Source organism: Chryseolinea sp. T2 (assembly GCF_037203685.1).
Taxonomy (GTDB): domain Bacteria; phylum Bacteroidota; class Bacteroidia; order Cytophagales; family Cyclobacteriaceae; genus Chryseolinea.
The window spans coordinates 74376-98525 of record NZ_JBBCAU010000010.1 but is presented as its reverse complement, the minus strand read 5'-3'; the positions used below and the strand labels follow the sequence as shown (position 1 = coordinate 98525).

17 protein-coding genes are annotated in these 24150 nt (G+C 48.5%); 2 read left to right on the top strand and 15 right to left on the bottom strand.

Features of this window, described 5'->3' with window-relative positions:
- The 15 genes from WBG78_RS26805 to WBG78_RS26735 form a co-directional block, all read right to left on the bottom strand.
- On the bottom strand, positions 1–636 hold the full coding sequence (locus WBG78_RS26805) for a lysophospholipid acyltransferase family protein (protein ID WP_337329600.1): 636 nt from the start codon (positions 634–636) through the stop codon (positions 1–3).
- Complete coding sequence (locus WBG78_RS26800) at positions 637–1587, bottom strand: phosphatidate cytidylyltransferase (RefSeq protein ID WP_337329599.1); 951 nt, start codon at positions 1585–1587, stop codon at positions 637–639.
- A 2-nt stretch (positions 1588–1589) separates the two neighbouring features.
- The gene (locus WBG78_RS26795; protein WP_337329598.1) at positions 1590–2234 is read right to left on the bottom strand and encodes a CDP-alcohol phosphatidyltransferase family protein; all 645 of its coding nucleotides are present in this window, start codon (positions 2232–2234) and stop codon (positions 1590–1592) included.
- A gap of 133 nt (positions 2235–2367) precedes the next feature.
- Positions 2368–2880 (bottom strand): O-acetyl-ADP-ribose deacetylase, encoded by a 513-nt coding sequence (locus tag WBG78_RS26790; protein WP_337329597.1) that lies wholly within the window; start codon positions 2878–2880, stop codon positions 2368–2370.
- Between the two features lie 81 nt (positions 2881–2961).
- Positions 2962–5571 (bottom strand): ABC transporter permease, encoded by a 2610-nt coding sequence (locus tag WBG78_RS26785; protein WP_337329596.1) that lies wholly within the window; start codon positions 5569–5571, stop codon positions 2962–2964.
- A complete protein-coding gene (locus WBG78_RS26780) occupies positions 5568–5894 on the bottom strand; it encodes a PadR family transcriptional regulator (protein ID WP_337329595.1) in 327 nt (108 codons plus the stop codon). The genes WBG78_RS26785 and WBG78_RS26780 overlap by 4 nt, the downstream gene beginning before the upstream one ends.
- Positions 5895–6106: 212 nt before the next feature.
- Positions 6107–8389 carry a glycoside hydrolase family 65 protein gene (locus WBG78_RS26775; protein WP_337329594.1) on the bottom strand — a complete coding sequence of 761 codons (2283 nt, stop codon included), beginning with the start codon at positions 8387–8389 and terminating at the stop codon, positions 6107–6109.
- Positions 8390–8522: 133 nt separating this feature from the next.
- A complete protein-coding gene (gene pgmB, locus WBG78_RS26770; protein WP_337329593.1) occupies positions 8523–9170 on the bottom strand; it encodes a beta-phosphoglucomutase in 648 nt (215 codons plus the stop codon).
- A 45-nt stretch (positions 9171–9215) separates the two neighbouring features.
- Positions 9216–10208 (bottom strand): carbohydrate kinase family protein, encoded by a 993-nt coding sequence (locus tag WBG78_RS26765; RefSeq protein ID WP_337329592.1) that lies wholly within the window; start codon positions 10206–10208, stop codon positions 9216–9218.
- Positions 10209–10245: 37 nt separating this feature from the next.
- Complete coding sequence (locus tag WBG78_RS26760) at positions 10246–11181, bottom strand: ROK family protein (RefSeq protein ID WP_337329591.1); 936 nt, start codon at positions 11179–11181, stop codon at positions 10246–10248.
- Between the two features lie 104 nt (positions 11182–11285).
- On the bottom strand, positions 11286–12914 hold the full coding sequence (locus WBG78_RS26755) for a glycerol-3-phosphate dehydrogenase/oxidase (RefSeq protein ID WP_337329590.1): 1629 nt from the start codon (positions 12912–12914) through the stop codon (positions 11286–11288).
- A gap of 23 nt (positions 12915–12937) precedes the next feature.
- The gene (gene glpK / locus WBG78_RS26750; protein ID WP_337329589.1) at positions 12938–14416 is read right to left on the bottom strand and encodes a glycerol kinase GlpK; all 1479 of its coding nucleotides are present in this window, start codon (positions 14414–14416) and stop codon (positions 12938–12940) included.
- A gap of 51 nt (positions 14417–14467) precedes the next feature.
- Positions 14468–15172, bottom strand: coding sequence for an MIP/aquaporin family protein (locus WBG78_RS26745; protein WP_337329588.1), 705 nt, complete (start codon positions 15170–15172; stop codon positions 14468–14470).
- A 107-nt stretch (positions 15173–15279) separates the two neighbouring features.
- On the bottom strand, positions 15280–16623 hold the full coding sequence (locus WBG78_RS26740; RefSeq protein WP_337329587.1) for a vanadium-dependent haloperoxidase: 1344 nt from the start codon (positions 16621–16623) through the stop codon (positions 15280–15282).
- 102 nt (positions 16624–16725) lie between these two features.
- Positions 16726–20085 carry a VCBS repeat-containing protein gene (locus tag WBG78_RS26735; RefSeq protein ID WP_337329586.1) on the bottom strand — a complete coding sequence of 1120 codons (3360 nt, stop codon included), beginning with the start codon at positions 20083–20085 and terminating at the stop codon, positions 16726–16728.
- A 414-nt stretch (positions 20086–20499) separates the two neighbouring features.
- On the opposite strand from WBG78_RS26735, the gene WBG78_RS26730 reads away from it, so the two are divergent.
- Positions 20500–21540 (top strand): LacI family DNA-binding transcriptional regulator, encoded by a 1041-nt coding sequence (locus tag WBG78_RS26730; RefSeq protein WP_337329585.1) that lies wholly within the window; start codon positions 20500–20502, stop codon positions 21538–21540.
- 166 nt (positions 21541–21706) lie between these two features.
- Positions 21707–24115 carry a glycoside hydrolase family 31 protein gene (locus WBG78_RS26725; RefSeq protein ID WP_337329584.1) on the top strand — a complete coding sequence of 803 codons (2409 nt, stop codon included), beginning with the start codon at positions 21707–21709 and terminating at the stop codon, positions 24113–24115.
- The last annotated feature ends 35 nt before the right edge of the window (positions 24116–24150 follow it).

Sequence of the window (24150 nt, the reverse complement as noted above, 5' to 3'; positions counted from 1 at the left end):
CTATTTTCGCTCACGCAGTAATCGAAAGTCCTCCTCTATCTGTTGCATGATAGAGGCGACGTCCTGGCTGGGCGAAATGGACTTTGGTCTACCGAATAATATCGAGGAAGAGAAGGGCACAATAAGACTGTCGCTCTTCGGCATGGCTTTGCCCATGCCCTTCATGAACGCCGGCACATACTTTATGTGAGGGCGCTGACTGAGCACGAAAGCCACACCCGGTTTAAGCTGCTGCTGAATCTCTGGTTCACCACGCGTGCCCTCCGGAAAAAGTATGAGTGAATAACCATCATCGAGTGCTTTAACCATCCTGTTTACGGGATCATTCTGCGGGTTGTCTTTATCGCGCTTGCGTTGAATAAGCAGGGTATTAACAAAGTAGTTGCTGAGCTTCGTACTCCAGCTGGTTTTGCCGAAGTGATCGGCAGCTGCCACGGGCTTTACCTTGTGTAAAATGCGCCGCGGGATCGACGACATGATCGTCATTGTGTCGAGATGGCTGTTGTGATTGGCAACTATGATAAACTGCTTTTCATCTAGCAGAAAGCGCGCATTATCAAACCTGACACCTACGAACATCCGGAGGAATGTCCGCATGGCATAACCATAACCGTATCGGAGGATCAGTCGCTGCATCTAGAACGCCATATAGTATACAAGATGGAAAAACACGGGTGCGGTATACGCAAGTGAGTCAATGCGATCCAGAATTCCTCCATGGCCCGGAATTGAAGATCCCATGTCCTTGATGCCAATGTCACGCTTAACCGAAGACATGACGATATCACCAATAAATCCTGAGCAGGCAAGAAAGAAACTCACGAAGGCAACCTGCATTGAAGTTAACGGCGTGAGAAACGCGAGAAAATATCCGATGATTGTCGTGCTCACAATCCCACCAATAAATCCTTCCCATGTTTTATTAGGACTCACCTTTGGAACAATCTTATGCTTACCAAGCAGCTTTCCCCAAGTGAACTGCATGACGTCGTTTATCTCCGTTAGAAAAACGAGGAACAGCAACATTTTCTTGCCCAACAACGGCTCCTCTACCGGCGACAATGATAAGAGATAGGCCATGTGACTCAATCCAAACACGGTGAGCATGAGTATCCATTGCAAAGACGACATGGACTTGATGATGCCTTTGGTCTCGCCTTTCAGCACCATTCGAAGTGGGAGCACCAGAAACATGACCACAGGTATGAAGATAATGAATGCACCATACCATTTGATGTAGGCAAGATAGTACTGAACGGGAATTGCAAGGTAACCCCAGAAGACAGCGCGACGATCAGCTTCGCGAAAGTCGAGGACCGAGTATAATTCCCGGAATGCCATGAATGACAGGAAAGCCAGCGCAATGTAGCAGAGCGTTGTATTGATGAGAACAGCAGTCAGCACCAGTGAGGCCATGATCCACCACGACCGCGTTCTGGATTTCAATTCTACGAGGTTTGCCTTAGGTCTGACTTTTCCTACTACAAAGAACAGTGTCGATGCAAAGATGAGAATACCAAAGATAACATAGACAACGGCCATCAGCTCGCCGTCGGACAGAAAGTCGAAATGAAAGTACTTGTCCATGATTAAGATTTCGCAGGAGATTTAAGCAGATGACACACGCGCATCAGACGACGGTAACAGGTAATGAGCAGGCCGATGTTCATGACAATAAGGATGTAATAAAATACCGGCGGATACCAGACATATACAACACAGCCGGCAGTTAAAAGGGCCATGCGATGTTGCTTCGCCATAGGGCCGAGAAAATGGTGACCAACATTGAGCGAAGCGCCGAGCGTTCTGATATATGCAGTAGTGATTGATAACGCGATGGCCAAATATACCAGGTCAGTGCCATAGGAGTACGATGAAACCAGGAAGATCAGGCCAAGTAAAGTTAAGGTGTCGCTGACACGATCGGGAACCTCATTGAAAATTCCGCCCAGCACTGACTTCCTGTTGTGTTCCACTGCCACCATGCCATCAAACAAATTCATGAGCAACCTTCCCTGAATGCCAGCAATAGCTAATAGCATCCACAGTAGATGATAGCCGGTTGTCCGTGCTTCCAGGTAAAAAGCAAAGGTGGATAGTGCTGCAAAGACGATACTGAGTATTGAAATAAAGTTTGGGGTTACTCCGTTGCTGGCAAGAAAGGCAGCTACGGATTTAGCCCAGCCGGAGTTCCTCGAAGCAATCGGGCGCCGGCCTTGCATTGGCTCTGTCATTGGGGGTGGTCTAACGCAAAATCAAATTAGTGATTTTCTAACGAAATCCGTGATAAACAGTTTCGCGTCGGCACCTCGTTGGTGAAACTTTAGTTAGGCCAATTCACAGAAGGTCATCGGTGACTTCCAATAGCTAGTTCGCGAGGAGTTCCTGGTAGATTGAATAGTTCTCCCGGTCGAAGCAAACAAACATGACGCGATCCACGGTCAAGTTCGCTGTTTTCCACTCATTAACTGCTTCAATTGCAACAGCTGCAGCAAGATCTTTGGGATATCCGTAAATGCCCGTGCTGATATTCGGAAACGCTATTGTTCGGACTTCATTCTCGGCAGCAAGGCGAAGACTATTCTTGTACGACATTGCCAACAGCTCAGGTTCGTTGTTTGTACCGCCATTCCAGACCGGCCCAACGGTATGAATAACATACTTTGCCAGAAGTTTCCCTGCGGTAGTGATCACGGCCTCTCCAACTTTACATCCACCCTGCCTGTTTCGTATCTGCACACACGCCGCAAGAATCTCAGGACCACCGGCGCGATGAATGGCGCCGTCGACGCCACCGCCGCCAAGCAGCGAAGTGTTTGCTGCGTTTACTATCGCATCAACTTTTATTTTCGTGATGTCACCCTGGATTACTTCAATCATTCCACCTCTGATAATATGTAGATGACTTTTAACATGCCAGCATAATACATGACCATAGCAATAGATCCATTGGGTGGCACGCTATTCACTCCTCAATGTTGTGGCCGGATTGGCAACTGCCGTCTTATACGTTTCAAGTACAATCGTACCGACTCCGAAAACCAGCAGCACGACAATGCTGAGAAATACATCCAGTATCGATATGCTCGCATGATAATGTTGTAGCCTTGGTACCATCGCGTTTAAAAACAAGACCGTAAGAGGCGTCCCAATTGCAATCGCCCAGGCAAGCATTTTCATATAGTCGCCTGATAGCAACATGATCATGTGCCTGACATCGGCGCCCATAACCTTTCGGATACCTACTTCTTTTGTCCGCGATTGCGATGTGTACACAACCATACCAATCATGCCCAAAAGCGATATTGTGATGGCCATAAGTCCCAGGAATCCTACAATCTTCAACATCACCACATACGTATCGTACCCTTCCCGCATCTCATCTTCAAAATATCGGGCAATAATTTTCTTTTCCGTGGGAAATTGCTTCCATATGGTCTCGAACTCTGATAGTATTTCATAGGAATCGCCGCCAGTAACTTTAAGATTTGCAAAGTGATATTGTGACGGGTCGTCGCGAAACACAAAGTTTGCAATGGGAAAGTTGAGAGGCGCATAGTGAAAATTTTTCAAGACTCCGATCACTTCGAGATCATGTCCATCCACCTGATAAACTCTGCCTATCGCTGCTTGTGGTGGGCTGATGTTTCGCGACTTAAGAAATTCTTCATTAACGATCATGTAACTTTCCCGACTAAAAGATTCGTCCGGAAAACTTTGCCCGGCCACGAAAGTAAGCTCCAGATTGCTGAAATAATTCCTATCTGCGTACATCTGGGCCGCTATAACAGAATCCCGGTTTGCATCATGATACCAAGCCTGCGAAACAGTGACCGCCATCACTCCAGATGAATGTGACAATGTTTCTACGTTTGCCAGCGAGCCGAATTTGGTATCAAAGACTTCGCGTTTCACATCCTGTAAGGCAACATCAATGATCTGCCCCTTCCTGAAGCCAAAATCAAAACTCATGGCATACCGATACTGGCGATTGATGGCGAACAAGGTTAATATGAAACCAAACGACAACACAAATTGAAATATGGTAAGAACTTTCCGGACGCTGAAGATAGATGTCTTTGTCACGACCCGGCTTTTAAAAGCATCAATAGGATTGAGCCTCGCGAAATACAAGGCCGGAAATATGCCAGCAAGAACACCCGTAACAATGGCAAACAGAACGAACAGAAGAATCAACGATGGGGTTAAGGATAAGTCAAGTGAGGCCCCCGCCACCAGCATGCTTTGAAACTCGCGCCGGATGAGCACAAATATTCCGATTGCACCAATAAGGGAAAAGATCGACATAAGGACAGTTTCAGTAACGAACTGAAAAAAGATCTGGCTGCGCACGCCTCCCACGGTCTTTCTTAATGCGATTTCCTTAGCTCTTCGCATCGCCCTGGCGACAGATATGTTCGCATAGTTAAAACATGCCGGAAGAAGTATTAACGCTGCAAATACAGCGAACACTATAAATCCACTTGCCTCCCATTTTTCACCAATGTCGTTTCTGAGATCGGGACCAACCGTTAATCCCTTCAGCGGTCGCACAGTAAAAGAAACTTTTGCCGGCGACTCCGTGTAAAGTCTGTTAGCTGCGGCATCGAGATATTGTTCGAGATCCTGAATTGCAGCATCGCTGAGCATTCTGACGTACACGTATTGGTTGGGAAATTTCACCCAATCCTCCTCGAAGCTTGCCGAATGCTGCACAATCGACGGGTACGACATCAGCATATCAAAATTCAAATGTGTTTTTTTCAGATCCTTCAGCACGCCGCTTACCTGGACGAGGGCGCCGCCTGAAAGTTCAAGCGTTTTCCCCATTGGATCTTCATCTCCAAAAAGCCGCCGGGCTGTTGTTTCAGTTAACAATACCTGACCTGGCTGCCTCAATGCCAAGGCACTTCCGTCTAAAAACTCAAAGGAAAAAACGTCAAAGAATTCAGGGGAAGTATAATACGTCTTGACCGCAAAGTTCTGTGTGCGCGTAACAACCGTCTGATATTCCTTCACGATAGTGAGTACACGATCTGCAGCATGAAACTCCGATGTCATTTTATCGGCGAGGGCTATTGGCGCGGTGGCAAATTCAATATGTTCAATTCCCTTGTCAACAATTGAAGTTATCGCATAAACATCCTCCGCGCGATCATGAAAATCATCATAGTTGCTGACATAACTGAAGAGTGCGATTAACAGCAGGCTTACCGACATACCGAGGGCCAGGCCGAACGCATTGATTACGGAGAAATATTTATGCTGATACAGGTTCCGGACGGCCACCTTAAAATAATTAACAAGCATCGCGGTATTGAGTGAAGAGGAAGCGAGTGCTGCATGACTCGCATTTCGCCGGCGTGCGCGAAGGGCGTAGGAGAACGACAATGAGAAGACCTGCTTCCAATAGATCCAGCGTGCACGCAACAACGACATGTGTCTGAGGTTTTCATAGAACCATTCATCCATGTCGCCCAGCAAATCGTCAACGTGGGCCCTACCTGCCAGGAGGCCGAACAATCTTCGTGCAAACCCCGGAGGCTGCGGTGTCTTCAGCGGTCGTTTCATTTGATAGCCAGTTTGATTCCCGACTCGGTCCACAGTTCATCTCTAAGGCTCCTGGTTTCAGCAACAGCCTTCTTGCCCAATGGCGTAATGTCGTAATATCGCTTGCTGCGTCCTCCCCTCTCGGCTGTGGCGCCACCCACCCAGGACTTCAGCAATCCTTTTTCCTCCAGACGGGTGATCGTGGAATGCAATCCACCTATAGTAATACGGCGATCCGATCGGGCTTCAATCTCCCGCTGAATACTTACTCCGTACGCCTCCTGTCCCAGGACAGCAACGGTTAATAATACGAGCTCCTCCAACTCTCCAAGGTAGTGCTTCATGATATTCGGTTAACCTCTCCTTCTGCTAATGTACGGCTCCGTCGCTTATTTGTTCTGTTTTTAAGAAGAAATATAAGCGAGTGTTGCTGGCATTGGAAAGCAAACCCATAAAATCAACAGGAAACGCTACTGTACATTTAAGAACCGTGAGCAGTAAACAAAAAAGAGCACGTGGTAGCACGTGCTCTTTGCCAGTAATTGCGTTGTTTAGCTTAAAGCTTAACTGCCTTCTCTTTCACAATAACCTCGAGCGGATCGCCCGACTCCCGTATCGTTTCAACGCCATCGGCAGTAACCCGTATTTTAATGACACGCTTCCTGAACTCCAGACGGAATGAATATGACTTCCACTTGTCGGGCAGGAAAGGATTGATGTGCAGCTGACCATTCTTAACGCGCATGCCACCAAATCCCTTTACAACACTCATCCAGGTTCCTGCCATCGAGGTAATGTGACAGCCCTCTTCAGTGTCGTTGTTATAGTCATCCAAATCGAGGCGCGCTGTTCTAAGATAGAATTCATACGCGCGCTCCTTATAGCCAAGCCTGGCCGCGAGTATAGCATGCACACAGGGCGACAGCGATGACTCATGCACTGTCATGGGCTCGTAAAAATCGAAGTTCTTCCGCAGCGTCTCTATTTCGAAGTCGTCTTCGAACAGATAAAGACCCTGCAATACGTCGGCCTGTTTGATGAAACATGAACGGAGTATACGGTCCCACGACCACTTCTGATTGAGCGGGCGCTGGGAAGGTTTCAGATCATTAACACGGAGAAGTTCCTTGTCGAAGAAGCCATCCTGTTGCAAAATAACGCCCCTTCGCTCGTCGGCAGGATAGTACATTTTTTCACTAATGTCTTTCCATTTCGAAGCCTCCTTAGCCTCATCAAAGCTTGTCTTTGAAACAATCTCGCTGTAGCGGGCGCTGTTGGTTTTCTTTACGTGGTCAATGGCGAACTGCGTATAACGGAGTGTCCAGGCGCCGAGGTAATTCGTGTACCAGTTGTTGTTAACGTTATTCTCATATTCATTCGGGCCCGTTACACCCAGCACCACATACTTGTTCTTGTCGGTTGACCAGGTTGCACGCTGTGCCCAGAAACGCGAAATGCCGATGAGAACTTCAAGTCCGTACTCCGCGAGGTATGCATCATCACCAGTATAGTCGATATAATCGCGAATAGCATAAGCCATGGCGCTCGTGCGATGGATTTCCTCGAAAGTGATTTCCCATTCATTATGGCACTCCTCCCCGTTCATAGTCACGAATGGGTAGAACGCTGCTCCGTCGGTAAATCCAAGCTTCTTCGCATTCTCGATCGCCTTCGGTAGATGCTTGTAACGATAAACTAACAGGTTGCGTGCAACTTTTTTTTCCGCGGTTCCGAGGTAAAAAGGAATACAGTATGCCTCGGTGTCCCAATAGGTACTTCCTCCATATTTCTCACCCGTAAAGCCCTTGGGACCGATGTTGAGACGCTCGTCTTCACCCGTGTATGTTTGGGTAAGCTGAAAGATATTAAACCTGATACCCTGCTGCGCCGCTACATCTCCCTCGATCGTGATATCACATTCCTCCCACTTATGCTTCCATACCTTTTCGTGATCTTCAAGCAGCTTGTCAAATCCTGTAGCGATCGCTTCATCAAGCACCTTATGGCAGTGCGCCAGAAGCTTATCCTTTGGATGATTCTCCGATGACAAAACAGCGGCGTATTTATAGATCACCATCTCCTTGCCTTCGTTGAGTGTGAGCTGCAATACGTTGCCGGCATACTTCTCACGTTGCTCCACATTCACCCTCTCGGCCTTTACCTCTTTACCCGCTTCCGATAAAGAATAACACATACCTGTCGCAACGTGGAAGAAGGTCTTTTTCGTTTGAGCAATGACAATGGCTCTTCCCTCCTTCGCCTCCTTGCTTACTTCCTCCCAGAACTTTTCATCGTAATTCGAATCCTTGTTTACAACGTCGGCATCGATATCGAGCGTCACCGTTGCTTTGTCAGAAAAGTTTACGGCCGTTATCGAATAACGAATCGCACCTATTTCGCCTTTGGCCATGCTGCAGAATCGTTTCGCCTCCACCTTAAGCGTTTTTCCATCCGCCAGTGTCGCTGTAAAACTTCTCGTTAGCAGTCCACGCTTCATATCCAGCACACGCCTGAATCCCTCGACCTTGCATTTTGCCAGATCCAGCATCTGCTTGCCAATCGCTATGCGAATACCAATCCAGCTTGGAGCATTCAATACCTTTGCGAAGTATTCCGGATATCCGTTCTTCCACCACCCCACACGCGTCTTATCGGGATAGTAAATGCCCGCGACATAACTGCCCTTCAACGTCTCACCTGAATAATATTCCTCGAAGTTTGCGCGCTGTCCCATCCGTCCGTTGCCCAGACTGAATACGCTTTCAGATACCATATTGTAATGGGGATTGAGGCCTTCCTCGATAACCTCCCATTCGTGATGTTTTAAATACTCCTTCATGAAGTGATGAATTTATGCCTTCGTTAAAATCGCGCGTTTAACAGCACGTTACACTTTAGTTTAAATCAATTTCTAAAATCGTCCTCATTGTTCAATGTATTGCAGCTATACATGCGTCTGCGATTCATTTACTTCAGAGCTTTTTTAATTCCTCAGGATCAAAGTCGCCCGTCCTGCTAACGACAATATTGGCGTGTCCCAAAAGTTCACTGGATCCAATACCTACACTCTTCATACCCGCTGCGATCGCTGCATCAATTCCGGCAGCAGCATCTTCAAATACAACACAATCATGCGAAGATATCTTAAGCAGTGATGCTGCAAGGAGAAAGATCTCGGGGTCTGGTTTCGCGTGTTTAACCATTCCACCGTCTACCACGACGTCAAACTCGTCTGCAATTCCTAAGGATTGAATTACCTGTGGCGCGTTCTTGCTGCTTGATGCAAGCCCTACCAATATGCCGCGATGTTTCAAATCAGCAATCAGCTTCTCTACTCCAGGGAATATTTCACTTCGATCCATTCTATCGATGTACTCTACAAACCATTCATTCTTCCTGGCAGCAAGCGCTTCTATTTCCGAGTCAGAATAAGTCTTGTTCTTTCCAAGACTGAGCAAGATCTCCAGCGAGCGCATCCTGCTCACCCCTTTAAGCCGCTCGTTGTCGCGCTCTGTAAAGGGAATACCTAGCTCACCGGCAAGTCTACTCCAGGCCAGGAAATGATAGCGTGCTGTATCGACAATCACTCCGTCAAGATCAAATATGCAGGCTCTTATCAAGTTTGGCGCGTAGTTACGAGGTGGGTTGTACCCGATGTTATTACATCAGGCCTCTTTTGGATTTTCAGAATAAGTCTCCTGTAGAATTTTTTCCGTTTCCTCGAGGGATTTGAAAACCGCGAAAGTCTTACCCTGCGTTCGCAATGCACCCAATGCATTGCCGTATCTGGCGGCGCCAACGTAGTCGTTGGGCTTTTGTAACAATCCAAATCCAACACCGCCTGCAAATGAATCACCACATCCGGTTGTATCCACGACATTGTCAACCTTCACTGCAGGCACCATCTCTTCTACCAGCTTACCTTTATTTCTATAGTAAGTGAGACATCCTCTGGAATCCACGGTGATGTATACGCACTTCACGCCCATGTTGAGACAGTGTACAGCAAAGTCACGGAGCATGTCGCGGTCGAGATCTTCGGCATCGTTAAAGTAGTCGCGCGATTCGTATTCTTTTTTGAACCACGATGCGTGCGCTTCTTCAAGATTCATTTTCAATACGTCGATGTAAGGCAGCCACTGATCGCGGTCGATCCAGAATTTCCGTTGCCTTTCTCCTGAGAAAAGACAAGCAGTAGTGGGACCGTGGGCGTCAAAAATGATCGTGCCTTTGCTGTTCTCCTTCAGAAACTTGAGTGTGTCCAGTGAAATTTCATAGTCACTGATCGGGATGAAAACAAAAACCTTGCAGTTTAAAAGGTTCTTCATGTCCGAAGGCAGAATGGGATCCATGAACCCGGTCTGACGCTCAATACGATTGTTCATGTCGACGAACTTCAGACTGATAATATCACCCTGATCGTTCTTACTCGTCATGTGCTTGAGGTTGATGCCATCGTATCCCCGAAAGACTTCCTTGACGTTGTCCAGGTCAACGCTCCGGACATGACACACAGGAATAATTTCTATCTTGTCACCTGCCAGCACCGAGAGTGCAATTACGGGGTGTGTAACACAGCCCCACTTCTGAATAAGGTCGCCCTGATGGGTGACAATGTGGTCCCGAGGTATCGGGCCGATCACTGCAATCTGTTTCATACCCCTTTGTTCAATTGAAAGATCCACGCCAAAAATACTAACTCACCAAAAAGGCTCCGCCATAAACTCCCGCGCTGTCGCCCAGCAACGGTCTGACTACTGGCGTGTCCAGTCTGTTATTAAATATGTTCTTTCTCAATTCATCAATCCCGCGTTCATATAGCACGGGAATATTTCCAAGTCCACCGCCAAGTACAACCACGTCCGGATCGAGAATGTTTATTACCACACTCAATGCGCGACCGAAGAATACTACCATCCGATCGATTGTTCTTGTAGCTATCGCATCAGTACCATTAGCAGCCGCCTCAACGATGTCTTTCATGCTCTTATATGCGCCGCTTTCGCGCTGATAATACTTCTCAAGCGCCGGACCTGATATCACATTCTCCACGCAGCCGGTCTTCCCACAGTAACATGGACCGCCCGATTCATCGAGATAATTGTGTCCCCATTCTCCGGCTATCCCCTGCAATCCGACAATTGCCTTCCCGTCCACTACGATTCCTCCTCCGACGCCCGTGCCCATGATCACACCAAATACAACTTTGGCTTCCGGGAACTGCTGCCTGACGACACCATACCGAGCTTCTGCAAGGGCAAAACAATCGGCATCATTTGCCATTTCAATACCCCTGCCAAGACGTCGCTCGAGATCCTGTTTCATCGGCTGACCGTTCATGGCCGTGGTGTTGCAGTTCTTCATCACGCCATACTTCGGATCAAGTATCCCGGGCGTTGCAAAACCTATGCGATTGTTTTGATCGCCAGAGGCCGCACGCATCTGATCTACCATCTTCTCAACCTGTCCCAGAATATGCTGATAACCCTTGTCGGCCTCGGTCGCTATTCTGCTGCGAAACAACACTTCCGGCTCTTCCGCCGACTTGAGTATCGCGCCCTCAATTTTTGTTCCCCCCAGATCGATTCCCCACAAACTACGGGACGTGATGCCCTCTATGATACCAGTCATTTCGTTGCCAGATTCTCCTTGCTTGGATTCGTAATTTAATAGATGATTTCAAACTTATCCTACCCCTCAGGCCGAATAAGTTTCGACGCCTAACTTCATGTTAATCAACTAAAAGTGGTCGCATTCCTGATCCATTCCTCGACGCCTCCCAGTTCCTGTGCTGTGCGTTCAGAACTCCATCCCAGCAAGGTGCCACACCGAGTGGCAATCAGCTCCTTCCAGCGTTGCACCCTGGCAATGTCAAAAAAGATAAGACCGGTACGCCTGACAAAGAAATCTGAAAGCGAATACACCATTTCATTGTGAACACAATACTCGAGTTCCGCCAGTATCAGGGCTTGGTCTCCCTGATCACCCGAACGAAGAGCCTGCTCAATCACCAGCTTCGCTTCACCTCCATAGTTTTCGACCAGATAAGAAATCTGATGTTCCGAAAGCGATAACGGTGCAGCCTGTGACTTAAGTGTGGCCGCAAACTTAGCCACGTCTTTCACCCCATTAAAGGGATTACTCCCTAACCGGATGCCGGATGTCTTACTGTTACCCAGGTTTCCTCCATGCTTCCTGGCCACCAGGTTAACAACCCGCTCGGCCATCTTTCGATATCCGGTAAGCTTGCCGCCTGCAATGGATATGAGTCCCGTGGAGGACTCAAATATTTCATCCTTTCGCGACAGCTCTGAAGCCGACTTGCCCTCTTCGTGAATCAGTGGCCGCAGACCTGCCCAGCTTGACTCAATGTCTGACACCTTAAGCTGAACGGATGGAAAAGTAGCGTTGACAGCGCTGATCAAATAGTTTGCATCTTCGCGTGTAGTCCGCACGTTGTCTTTGTCGCCCGTGTAATTCGTGTCAGTAGTACCTACATACGTAATGCGTCCTCTGGGAATCGCGAATATCATACGTCCATCTTCGACGTCGAAGTAAATTGCCTGCTTCACGGGCAGGCGTTGTCGTGGCAGAACGATATGCACACCTTTTGTCAGGTGAAGCCTCTTGCCCTGCTTTGAACGATTTATTTCCCTCAGCTCATCAACCCATGGCCCCGCAGCGCTCACAACAAATTTACCTTTGATTGTAAACTCATCGCCACCGGCCGGCGCAGCTACAACACCAGCGACAACATTGTTTTCATATACAAAATCTTTTACCAGAACATAGTTCGCTATGATAGCACCTTCACGTGCGGCCTGCTTCATAATTTCGACGGTAAGGCGAGCATCATCAGTCCGGTATTCAGCATAGATAGCTCCGCCTCTGATGTCTTCATCTTTCAGAAGAGGCTCATAACGGAGCGTCTGCACGCGGGTTAACATACGCCTTCTGTCTTCCGCCTTTACGCCGGCAAGCCAATCGTAGATCTTCAATCCGATCGACGTGAGCCAATACCCAAGTCCTCGTTTCTCCGACAGCGGTAGCAACATTTTTTCGGGAACAACAAGATGAGGAGCAAGCCCATGCACAATGGCGCGTTCGCTGCCGACCTCTTTTACAAGTCCAAACTCGAGTTGCTTTAAATAGCGGAGACCACCGTGAATTAACTTGGTCGATCTGCTGCTTGTGCCGAACGCGAAATCGACCTTCTCGACGAGCGCAGTTCGCAGTCCGCGCGAGGCAGCATCAAGAGCAATACCAGCACCTGTGATCCCTCCACCAATGATGATGAGATCAAAAGTTTGCGAGCGAAGCTGCTGCAGATTAGTTAAGCGATCGTGAGAGGAGAATGTTGCCAAAACTGCGAAGACTTATGTTATAACTAATCGACCCATCCTTTGGTTCGGTCGACTGCTTTTTTCCAACCTTTATATAATCGGTTACGTGTAGATTCATCCATCTGCGGCTCAAACCTTCGTTGAACCTTCCTGTTTCGGATGATATCATCTTTGCGCCACAAGCCAGCCTGCATTCCGGCGAGGTATGCCGCACCGAGTGCTGTAGATTCTATAACGTCTGGCCTTTCAACCGCTGTGCCAAGAATGTCTGATTGAAACTGCATCAACACATTGTTTGCCGATGCGCCTCCATCCACCTTGAGGGTCGCCAGTTTCAGATTTGCATCTTCTTCCATGGCATGAACGATGTCTTTCGTTTGGTATGCCAGCGACTCAAGAGTCGCCTTGATGATGTGATCCTTTCCGGTGTCACGGGTGAGTCCGAAGATGGCACCGCGCGCATACATGTCCCAGTAAGGTGCGCCTAATCCGGCGAACGCAGGAACGACATATACTTCATTTGAACCCAATGCCTTGGCAGCAAAATACTCGGAGTCCTTTGATTGATCAATGAGGTGCATGGCATCGCGAAGCCATTGGACCGCCGCACCGGCGATAAAGACACTTCCTTCCAGTGCGTACTCAACGCGCCCTTCAATCCCCCAGGCGATCGTTGTGATCAGTCCGTGCCTGGACGCCTGAAACTTCGGTCCGGTGTTCATGAGCATAAAGCAACCAGTACCATAAGTGTTCTTCGCCATACCTGGCTCGAAACAAGCCTGACCAAATAATGCAGCCTGCTGATCTCCGGCAACACCCATGATCGGAACTTTCACACCGTCGATCTCACACTCTCCAAATAAGGCCGCCGAAGGCTTCACCTCCGGAAGTAACTGCACTGGTATATTGAGTGCGTCGAGCATGACTTTATCCCAGGCAAGCTTGTGAATATCAAACAACATCGTGCGCGAAGCATTGGTATAGTCAGTAACATGCTTCTTTCCTTTCGTGAGATTCCATATGAGCCAGGTGTCGATTGTTCCCACGGCAAGTTTGCCTTGCAAGGCACGCTCGCGTGCACCTGGTACGTTGTCCAGCAGCCAGCTGATCTTTGTTGCAGAAAAATAAGAATCGATGACGAGGCCGGTCTGCTGTCTCACATGAGGTTCAAGCCCGTCGCTCTTCATACGTTCGCATAAGTCTGCGGTGCGCTTGTCCTGCCAAACGATAGCATTGTAAACAGGCACACCGGTTTCACGGTCCCAGATCACTGTGGTTTCCCGTTGATTAGTGATCCCAAGTGCAACAATGGAGGAAGGATTTACCTTGTGTTCCGCGATCAGACGTTCGAGTACTCCACGTTGCGTACCGTAGATTTCCATGGCGTCATGCTCGACCCAGCCTGAACGAGGAAAGATCTGCCTGAACTCCTGCTGGGCAACACCTTTGATTATCCCTTGCTCATCAAACAGTACGGCCCTTGAGCTCGTCGTGCCCTGATCGAGCGATATGATGTACTTCATACAAAAATGAACTTTACTGCCATTATCAGATACAACTTCATGGGAGTGAAATCAAAAGAGCAATTTGAACAGCAATGCTCCCAATGCGCCGCCAACCAACGGCCCGGCTACCGGAACCCAGCTATATGCCCAGTCAGATGAACCTTTTCCGTGGATGGGTAACAGAAAATGAGCCAGGCGAGGTGCAAGGTCACGGGCAGGGTTTATCGCGAAGCCTGTTGTTCCCCCGAGACTCAGTCCAATGGCGATGATTAACGCTCCTACTACAATGGGATTCAGACCTTCGGTAAATTTGTTTTCACCAATAAATAGAATGCCCAGCACGAGCACTGCCGTTGCTATGGCCTCATTGAAAAAATTAGAACCATAAGAACGGATAGCTGGGGCACAGCAAAATACAGCAAGCTTACGTCCGGGGTCATCGGTACGACGCCAGTGCGGAAGATAGTAAAGCCATACCAGCACTGCGCCCGAAAATGCGCCGGCAAACTGAGCCAGCAGATAGCCGGGGACCTTTTCCGCAGGGAAGTCTCCGCTAATGAACAAAGCGATTGTAATTGCCGGATTAAGATGTGCGTCGCTGATTCTGCCGACAGCGTAAATGGCCAGCGTAACGGCCAGGCCCCACGCGACGACAATGGTGAGCCAGCCTGCGTTCTCGGCTTTTGAATCCCGAAGCAGCACGCCGGCTACGACGCCGTCCCCCAGTAATATTAGAATGAGTGTCCCAAGAAATTCAGCAGTGTAAGGCGACATAGGCGTTTTAAATCAACGCTTTCAATATAGCAAAACCGGAATCGATTGCTATAACCGTCGCTCACTTTTAACGCGCACTTCACCCGGCACCCTGATCCTACTGAATCTTAATTGGTTTTCGTGATGTCGCTCTTGCGCGTCTTCACTTTCTGAACAATGAAATTGCCCAGCGTCGAGCCCTGTACTATACCGTTTTTGCACGCAGGCATGTAGTGTATCCCACCGTACAGGCGGCTGATTGCTGCCTCTTCACTCGCCTGGGTGAATGAGCTGAATTTCCTGATGGTAAGACCAAACTCAACTTCCGTTGAATCTGTGAAGCTATAGTTGTCACCAAACAAGTTTGTCAACGTTACTGCAGCCGCACTTGAAATAACGCTGTGACCGCTGGTATATTCCGGAAACGGAGGAGTCTGAAGTAATGGTACCCAGTTCTCGTCGATATACTGATTGATATAGGTCTCAGGCCTTATCAGCCTGCTACGGTATTTCTCATCCCAGCATGAAATAAATCCGTCCACCAACGATATGGCTACTCGTGAATAGGCCTCCATCGATTCGACCAGTCCTTTATTGCTCTTAAGACACGCTACGTGCGTGATGTTCATCCAGTGGCCGCCCGGTGATATCTTCTTCGTGGCAAACATCACGTGACCTTTAACATTCATCACAAACGGATTGCAATCCCAGAACGAAGCGATCTCACGCTGATCAGTAGTTAGGTTAACGCCCACATCATGAACCTCCTGGGCCTGAATATAGAACTCGCTGCCTTTTTGCGAAGAGAAAGCCGTCGGTGGTTTAGGTTTGAACTGAGAAGCTGAGTCAATAGCGAAAGGCCTGATCTTATTCCAGTGCGGTTCAACGGCATCCATATAGGCCGGCGGCGTCGGCTTCCACGTCGCAGGATCGTCAAGTATTGAATACTTAGGGAAAGAACGGCTTTGCTTATAATTATCCTTCGACGACCAGGCCATTACGTGATCTGCCACGGCCGTTCCATAAGCAACGGAACGTTCAAAAACATCGTCAGGCATGCCGCTGTCTTTGAACTCCTGCATGGTCTTCGCATAAAAATCATCGAGCTTGTCTTCCGAAAATACCAATGCTCTTCCCACTTTCAGCATGGCCTGACAGGCTGCCAGAGCATGACAATACTCCTGCCCTGCCTCCGGTTTGGGAAATGCCTCAAGACCAGTTAACTGGCCAGCGTAAGAAACGAACTTTTCATTCTCCTGACGTGCAGCCTCGTAGCCTGCAACACTCACATAAGTGTATATCCGCGAGGCAACCGGCGGCGAAAATATGTCGTGAACAATAATGTCGGTGATTTGCTTTATTGAACGGTGCACGCGTTCCGCGTTCTCTGCCCTCTTCCGCCAGTCGGCTTTTTCTTTTGAACACGACATGGCGATGGTGACAAGAGTCACGATAATGAAGGTGTATTTCATTCGAAGTGCTTGTAATCAAATATCAAAATTATGGTTTATTGCCGAATAAAAAACTTTATGAATTTCGGTATGAAAAGTAAACCGTACCGAAGAGGCAAGCCGCTATTTCTGCGATTTCTGCCGCACGAAACTAATCAGGCTATTATTGTTGCGGGACGCCAGTAGCAGATCAGATTTTGGCCGTTTAATAATAACAAGGTCGCGGACTTCTCCATCGATCCTGAATCCGGAATCGGACTTCTTCATTGACTTGAAATTTCCCTTCCCGTCACCTGCCAGTGCACATCCAAAGCTGGCATCATATCTTCCGGCTTCAGGCTTCACTCCGTATAAGTTGCCACCGAGCAACAGATCCGGGTGGTCGTCGCTGTTTATATCGGTAATTGCGATTCCATAAACAGGCGACAGCTGAGCGTCTGTCGGCAGCTGGCGGACGTCAAATCCTTTTCCTTTATTGATGAATACGCATGTCGCAAGCTGGTACACTTCAAGCTTCGAGGCACGCTGAAGCTGCTCCTTGCTGAAGACGTCCTCAACAGTTTGATCTTTGTAGCTTTCGTATTTGAGATACTTCTTCTTAAGCGATGGCATCTGGGCAACCAGGTCATGCCTCAGCACCATAGGGTAATTCTTATCACCAATGTAGTTACACACGATTTGTTCGACGGTTCCATTCTGATCAAAGTCGCTTACATACATTGATACCGGTTTTTCTACCGATGCCTTGAAGCGCGAGTTGAGCCCGTGATTTCCAGCGACTATGTCAAGATCGCCATCGCCATCGAGGTCGGCAACGGCAATGCGATTCCACCATCCGTTCGTTTTGTCCAGACCAAACGCCGAGGTGTTATCCGTAAAGTTGCCCTGGTCATTGACGAATACTTTAACCGGCATGTATTCACCCACAACAATAAGATCGGGATCTCCATCGCCATCAATGTCTGCAAAGGCTCCATCGGTGATCATCCCTATGCCTGATAACCCTGGGGCTATGCTATTAGCGACCTCCTCAAAGTTGCCCTTCCCATCGTTGCGCAGCAGATAACCATTCATTGGAAGGCCGTAAGCTGTAGTGTGCAATCTGCCGCCTACAAACAGGTCCTGATCACCGTCACCATCGAAGTCAGCTGACGAAACGCAGGAAGTACTTTCGGGCGTGCTTATCGGAAGCTTTTGTGAGGAGCGTGTGAAGCTACCCTTGCCGTCGTTGATGTATAGCTTGTCCGTCAACTCCAGGACCGATCCAATAAACTCAGATCCTCCCGTTGCCACATACAGGTCAAGATCGCCATCCTGGTCCGCGTCAAAAAAAGTACTGCCAAGATCTTCACTCTCTTTGTCGCGTTCCATTAATGCTGTATTGGTTCTTATAAAACTGCCACCCGACTGCTGCACGAACAATGCGCCGGCCTGTCCACGAGGTCCCCCGACGTATACATCTGTGAGACCGTCGCCATTAACATCGCCTTGCGACATTCGCGGGCCTTCAGTGCTGGCCATTTGATAAATAAGGTGATCATGATCGAAGTCGACAAAATCATTCTCCTGTTGCGCAAAGTCTATGATGCCGGGCACCGCTGAAAGCAACGGCCGGGCTGGTGGCACATATGAAACCGGAGGAGGAACACCATTCTTCTGTTCAAGTGTGATTGTCTGATTGGTTGCCACGTGATCGAGAATGGTTACATTTCCATCGGGCCAGTTGATCAGAACCTGGTCAACCGTATCAAGGGAGCCTGCTCCTATATTTGGTCGTGCATCCATGGTCGACTGGAATCCCCTGATCGGCATTTGCTCGAGATACAGATTTTTGTCGCCGGCAGTTACGGTGACCTTCGCTCCAAGTGCATAGGTATTTGCACCATTTCCCTTCAATACAAACTTCAGAAAATGATTATCGGGCAACAGGAGGTTCGCATTGTTCCTGAATACCGATACCTGCTCGTTAACGTTATTTACAACGAGGTCCAGATCACCGTCGTTGTCGAGATCTCCATACGCAGAACCGTTGGAAAAGTCAGGCCTCGAAAGTCCCCACTCTTTCGCCTTGTCAGTGAATTTGAAATTCCCCTCATTATGAAATGCAAAATTAGGAACGGGTGTGGAGGGCATATAATCCACAAGCTTCTTATAGTCGACACGATTACCTGATATAATCGTTTTAACCATCTCCTCATTAGAAATGTATTGAAGGAAGTCCTGATTCGTGAGGTCCTGATATATTCCGTTGGCGACGAAGATGTCTTTCATCCCGTCGTTATCCATATCGAACATCAGCGCTCCCCAGCTCCAGTCGGTTGCCTCGACACCGGCAAGCCTTCCTACTTCGCTAAAGGTCCCGTCGCCGTTATTACGCTGAAGCATGTTGCGTGTAAACTGATGGAAGTAATCGTTCTTAACATTGAACTGATACCTGTCCCAGCTTTCAAACATGGTAACCGTTTTTAGGCGCTCGTTATCGCTTGGAAGCATTTCGGTGCCAAGTATATCAGGGTATGTGTCGTTGTCGATGTCTGCAAGATCGGAGCCCATTGACGCACCGCTGATAGATCGTAGTTGTTCGGTGAGACTTTCCCTGAAAGTGCCGTCAGTATTGTTAAGGTAAAGGTAATCGCGTTCGAAGAAGTCATTGGAGACGTATATGTCGGGCCAGCCGTCTTTGTTGATGTCGCCTACATTGACCCCCAGGCCGAATGCAATGATGCTTCCGTAGATGCCTGCTTTCTCACTGACATCGACAAATCTGTTTCCGTCATTGCGCATGAGCTTGTGCCCGCCCAGTGGATCGCGGTTAGGCCGCTCGTTCTTCCGGAGGTTAAAGCTGCCAATGGCCTGATAGGAGTTGTTGAGAATGTAAAGGTCGAGATCTCCATCGCGGTCGTAATCGAAGAAAGCAGCGTGTGTGGTGTACCCCCGATCAGCAATTCCGTATGCTTCAGCACTTTCGGAGAACGTTAGATCCTTATTGTTAATGAACAGCTCATTCTGCTTGTTGTCGCCTTTGACATCTCCCGAATTGCAGACGTAGATGTCTAACCAACCGTCGCCGTTGACATCGGCCATACTCACGCCAGTCGACCAGGCCTTTGTACCTGCAACGTGCGCCCTATCTGTAATGTCTTCGAATTGAAAGTTTCCCTTGTTCAGGAATAACCTGTTAGGGCCCATGTTAGCACTGAGGTAAATGTCGATCAGGCCGTCGTTGTTGATGTCGCCCAGAGCTACACCACCACCATTATAATAATTTCTGTAGGTGTAGATATTAAAGTCATTGTCGAATGTGAGCTTATTGGCGAAGTCGATGCCACTCTGTTTACTGACCTCGGTAAAAAGCGTCATCGCAGACTGGTCGGTATTGTCGGAGCACGACGACAGCGCACCTGCGATGAGTACCATAAGGAACATCCACCGCCAGGCTTTCCTCCCCAATTGCAAATCCCCGATGGTTTCCTCAATCCGCATAGCCAACACCTGATGAAGATGCCCCTTTTTTTAAAAGATGTAATGTGAACGACATGAAGGTAGTAGAGGATCCCTGCGGTTTTAAACTATGAAAATTTGGAGGTAATATACTTTAGACGCCCCCTGACGACCAAGCAATCGTTACCTGAACATGCGCCTTTTTAAATGTTTCGCATACGTCAAGAATGGCGGGCGAGGCGGATCAATGGCGATTTTAGGACAAACGGGAACCGTCGCCTGCCAGCAGGGAACGAAACAAAACTGCTAAAATATTGGCAACTTCCAGCTTTTTGCCGATTTTCCGCACACGTTTGAAATGCACCAGACCTTTGCATCTATATCGATTGCAGAGCATTTAAAAAAAATTGCGCAACTAATTGCGGTTCTACCGCAAGAACTTCTAATCTTGCAACTATGAAGTACAATCAAGTAACCATTAAGGACATTGCCCGTGAGTTGGGCATCTCCCCGTCTACTGTCTCCCGTGCGCTGAAGGATCACCCTGATATCAGCCCGCAGACGAAGAAGGCAGTTAATGAGCTCGCTGAAAAACTGAACTATCAGCCCAACATCGTTGCGTTGAGCCTTCGGCAATCAAAGACCAATACCCTGGGGGTTATCATACCTGAATTGGTTCACTTCTTTTTCTCAACGGTGATTTCGGGTATCGAAGACGTTGCTTACAGCGCTGGATACAATGTCATCATCACGCAATCAAACGAATCCCTGCAACGTGAGAAGACTGACATCAAAGCGCTCTTTAACAGCCGCGTTGACGGAATGCTTATTTCCATATCACGCGAGACAAGCACATTCGACCACATCGAAAGCATTCTGGCCAAAGGAGTACCTATGGTGTTCTTTGATCGCGTGTACGAAAACGCCAACTCAAGCAGCGTTATCGTTGACGATCTGAGCGGCGCAAAAGAAGCTACACAACATTTGATATCCCAGGGTTGCAAGCGGATTGCTCACCTTGAAGGTCCCCCGAACCTTGGCATTACCAAGCAACGACTTGAGGGATACGTGCAGGCGCTTAACGAAGCAGGCCTTCCTGTTGAAAACGAGTTGATCGTTTCTTGTCCTCAGGGAACAATCGAAGAAGGTAAGGCTGCAACGGAGCAGCTATTGAAACTTTCCAATCGTCCTGATGCCATCTTTGCTACCAATGACCCTGCGGCCATGGGTGCTATGCAGGCAATTAAGGCTGCCGGATTGAAGATCCCCGAAGATGTAGCAGTTGTTGGATTTAGCAACTGGGTATTCAGCGGATTGCTGGATCCATCTCTTTCATCTGTCGATCAGCCTGGTTTTGAAATGGGCCAGGAAGCAGCGAAGTTGCTTATCCGCCAGATTGAGGTGAAGTCGAAGGACAATGAAGAGCCGACTCCGGAAACGAAGATCCTGAAGACAAAGTTGATCGTTCGCGATTCATCACTGAAAAAAGGGAAATAGGTCTTCCTGTATACTGAAATATACTAAGGCGCAGTCCGATTATCGGGCTGCGTTTTTTTATGTCCGCCTGGAAATCGATTCCGGACTTGTTCTTTGATTGTGGTTGACCATGTGCGGACACACTGTTTACGCTTTACATTATATTTGATCACAATCCGTACAGCCAATGCAGCGCTCTCTTACTACCCCCCAGACAACAAGTTTAGGCAAACTCCAGTCCTGGTCACTTATCCGATCAGGGTTAACGGGCGAAACCACCAATGGCATATTCAGAGTACAGGTGTATGGAACGAACACGCTCCGCATAACGATCACGCGTGCATCTACGTTCGAAGATTTCTCATACGCCGTGGTCTCAGGACCAGAGCCGGCAGAGTTTCACATTGCTGAGCAACCAGACCATCTCGTTGTGAAGACTCCTGCAGTAACCGCCATCATCAGAAAGGATCCTGTGCGCTTTGTATTTGTTAGTGCAGATGGCCGCGTTATTAACGAAGATGATGCTGCCTTTGGCACGTGCTGGAACGGTGAACAGGTTACAACCTATAAGAAATTACAAAGCGGGGAACGCTTTATCGGTCTGGGCGAAAAGACCGGCCCACTCGATCGAAGAGGCGCCGGTTATACAAACTGGAACACTGATGCGTTCGCGTTTAGTACAGGCCAGGATCCTCTGTATTGCTCTATCCCGTTTTACATGGGTATTCACTCCGAACTGGTGTATGGCATTTTCTTCGATAACACGCACAAGTCGTTCTTTAATTTCGGTGCATCAAATAATCGGTTCTCAAGCTTCGCTGCCGACGCCGGCGAAATGGATTATTACTTCATGTATGATCATTCGGTCGGACAAATCATTAACCACTATACTCAGCTTACCGGTCGCATTGAACTGCCACCACGATGGAGCATCGGATATCAGCAATGCCGCTACAGTTACTATCCTGAGAAAGAGGTGCTGACACTTGCCCAGACGTTTCGCGACAAGAACATCCCTGCGGATGTGATCGTGCTGGATATCCACTACATGGATAACTATAAGATCTTTACGTGGAGCCGAAAGGACTTTCCGAATCCGAAACGCCTGGTTGAAGAATTACGTGAACTTGGGTTTCGCGTAGTGATCATGTGCGATCCCGGTATCAAAGTCGAGGAAGGTTACAAGGCCTATGACGACGGAATAAAAAGCAATGCCTTTCTAAAATATCCTGATGGCACTCCCTATTCGGGGCAGGTTTGGCCGGGCTGGTGTCACTTCCCCGATTTCACGAATCCCGAAACCAGGCAATGGTGGCAGGAACAGTTTGCCGAGACCATTGAACTTGGAGTGGAAGGTTTCTGGAACGACATGAATGAGATCGCTACCTGGGGACAAATGCTCCCTGAAAACATCGAGCTAAGTTTCGAAGGTAACGGTGCCACTATGCGCCGAGGCAGAAATGTTTACGGGTTTCAAATGGCGCGCAGTACATACGAAGGAACAAAAGCACTGCTTAATGGTAAACGTCCCTTCAATCTGACGCGCTCTGGTTTCGCGGGTGTGCAGCGCTATGGCGCGGTTTGGACCGGCGACAACGTCGCGTACGACGAACACATGATGCTTGGCACCCGCATGGTCTCCTGTATGGGAATGAGCGGCGTTGCGTTTTGCGGCTATGACATCGGTGGATTTGTAGGCGAAGCAAGCTCCCGTCTCTTTGCACGCTGGCTTTCAATTGGCGCCTTCTCCCCTTTCTTTCGCGCTCACACTATGATCAATAGTCGCGACTCCGAGCCCTGGGCGTATGGGGAGGAGGTTGAGCAAATCTCCCGTAACTATATCCGTTTCAGGTACCAGCTGCTTCCGTACATCTATTCATTGTTCTATGATGCGGCAACGACCGGAATGCCGCTGCAACGCTCACTGGCAATTAACTACACTCACAATCCAAGAATTTACGAGGGCACGTTTCAAAATCAATATCTGTTCGGACCAGCTTTTCTGGTTATTCCAGTAGAGAGTGATAAAGAGTTTGTGAAGGCATATTTGCCCGAAGGAACATGGTTCTCGTTATACAACGGACAGACTTATGCCGGAAATGCCGAGTACATCCTTGAGTGTCCTCTCCGAAGGCTGCCCGTTTTTGTAAAAGCAGGTGCTATCGTCCCCATGCAACCCGTCGTACAAAATACGGATGTTGCACAGGAACTCCTGATCCTTCATATCTACATCGGGGCCGACGGTTCATTCACCTATTACGATGACGACGGTTCAACTTTCAACTATCAGGCAGGCAATCACGCCAGACGCGACATTTCATATAGCGCGAACCAGCGAAAGCTAACGCTGGGTGCTGTCTCTGGTTCTTTCCAATCGTCGGTAAGTAACATTAAACTGGTATTTCATGGACTGGGAACATCGGTTGAAACGATCACCGTTAATGGCAAGCCTACAGGTCTGTCACCAGAGATGAACAGCTTCTTCAGTGCTCTGGAAAAATTCGATCCGTTCTACGATCCTGAACCTGCTCCGGCCGAGGCGGTCCATTCCGCGACTATGTCCAACGAGTCGCACGCGATCACCATTACTTGGTAATTTCAAATCCGGCCATAACCATCGCTGCAACACAG

What these genes read in the sequence shown, in the direction of transcription:
- WBG78_RS26725 (WP_337329584.1), top strand. Translation starts at nt 21,707, where the DNA reads ATGCAGCGCTCTCTTACTACCCCCCAGACAACAAGTTTAGGCAAACTC.
- WBG78_RS26785 (WP_337329596.1), bottom strand. Translation starts at nt 5,571, where the DNA reads ATGAAACGACCGCTGAAGACACCGCAGCCTCCGGGGTTTGCACGAAGA.
- WBG78_RS26790 (WP_337329597.1), bottom strand. Translation starts at nt 2,880, where the DNA reads ATGATTGAAGTAATCCAGGGTGACATCACGAAAATAAAAGTTGATGCG.
- WBG78_RS26795 (WP_337329598.1), bottom strand. Translation starts at nt 2,234, where the DNA reads ATGACAGAGCCAATGCAAGGCCGGCGCCCGATTGCTTCGAGGAACTCC.
- WBG78_RS26735 (WP_337329586.1), bottom strand. Translation starts at nt 20,085, where the DNA reads ATGCGGATTGAGGAAACCATCGGGGATTTGCAATTGGGGAGGAAAGCC.
- WBG78_RS26780 (WP_337329595.1), bottom strand. Translation starts at nt 5,894, where the DNA reads ATGAAGCACTACCTTGGAGAGTTGGAGGAGCTCGTATTATTAACCGTT.
- WBG78_RS26765 (WP_337329592.1), bottom strand. Translation starts at nt 10,208, where the DNA reads ATGAAACAGATTGCAGTGATCGGCCCGATACCTCGGGACCACATTGTC.
- WBG78_RS26745 (WP_337329588.1), bottom strand. Translation starts at nt 15,172, where the DNA reads ATGTCGCCTTACACTGCTGAATTTCTTGGGACACTCATTCTAATATTA.
- WBG78_RS26805 (WP_337329600.1), bottom strand. Translation starts at nt 636, where the DNA reads ATGCAGCGACTGATCCTCCGATACGGTTATGGTTATGCCATGCGGACA.
- WBG78_RS26775 (WP_337329594.1), bottom strand. Translation starts at nt 8,389, where the DNA reads ATGAAGGAGTATTTAAAACATCACGAATGGGAGGTTATCGAGGAAGGC.
- WBG78_RS26730 (WP_337329585.1), top strand. Translation starts at nt 20,500, where the DNA reads ATGAAGTACAATCAAGTAACCATTAAGGACATTGCCCGTGAGTTGGGC.
- glpK (WP_337329589.1), bottom strand. Translation starts at nt 14,416, where the DNA reads ATGAAGTACATCATATCGCTCGATCAGGGCACGACGAGCTCAAGGGCC.
- WBG78_RS26740 (WP_337329587.1), bottom strand. Translation starts at nt 16,623, where the DNA reads ATGAAATACACCTTCATTATCGTGACTCTTGTCACCATCGCCATGTCG.
- WBG78_RS26800 (WP_337329599.1), bottom strand. Translation starts at nt 1,587, where the DNA reads ATGGACAAGTACTTTCATTTCGACTTTCTGTCCGACGGCGAGCTGATG.
- WBG78_RS26760 (WP_337329591.1), bottom strand. Translation starts at nt 11,181, where the DNA reads ATGACTGGTATCATAGAGGGCATCACGTCCCGTAGTTTGTGGGGAATC.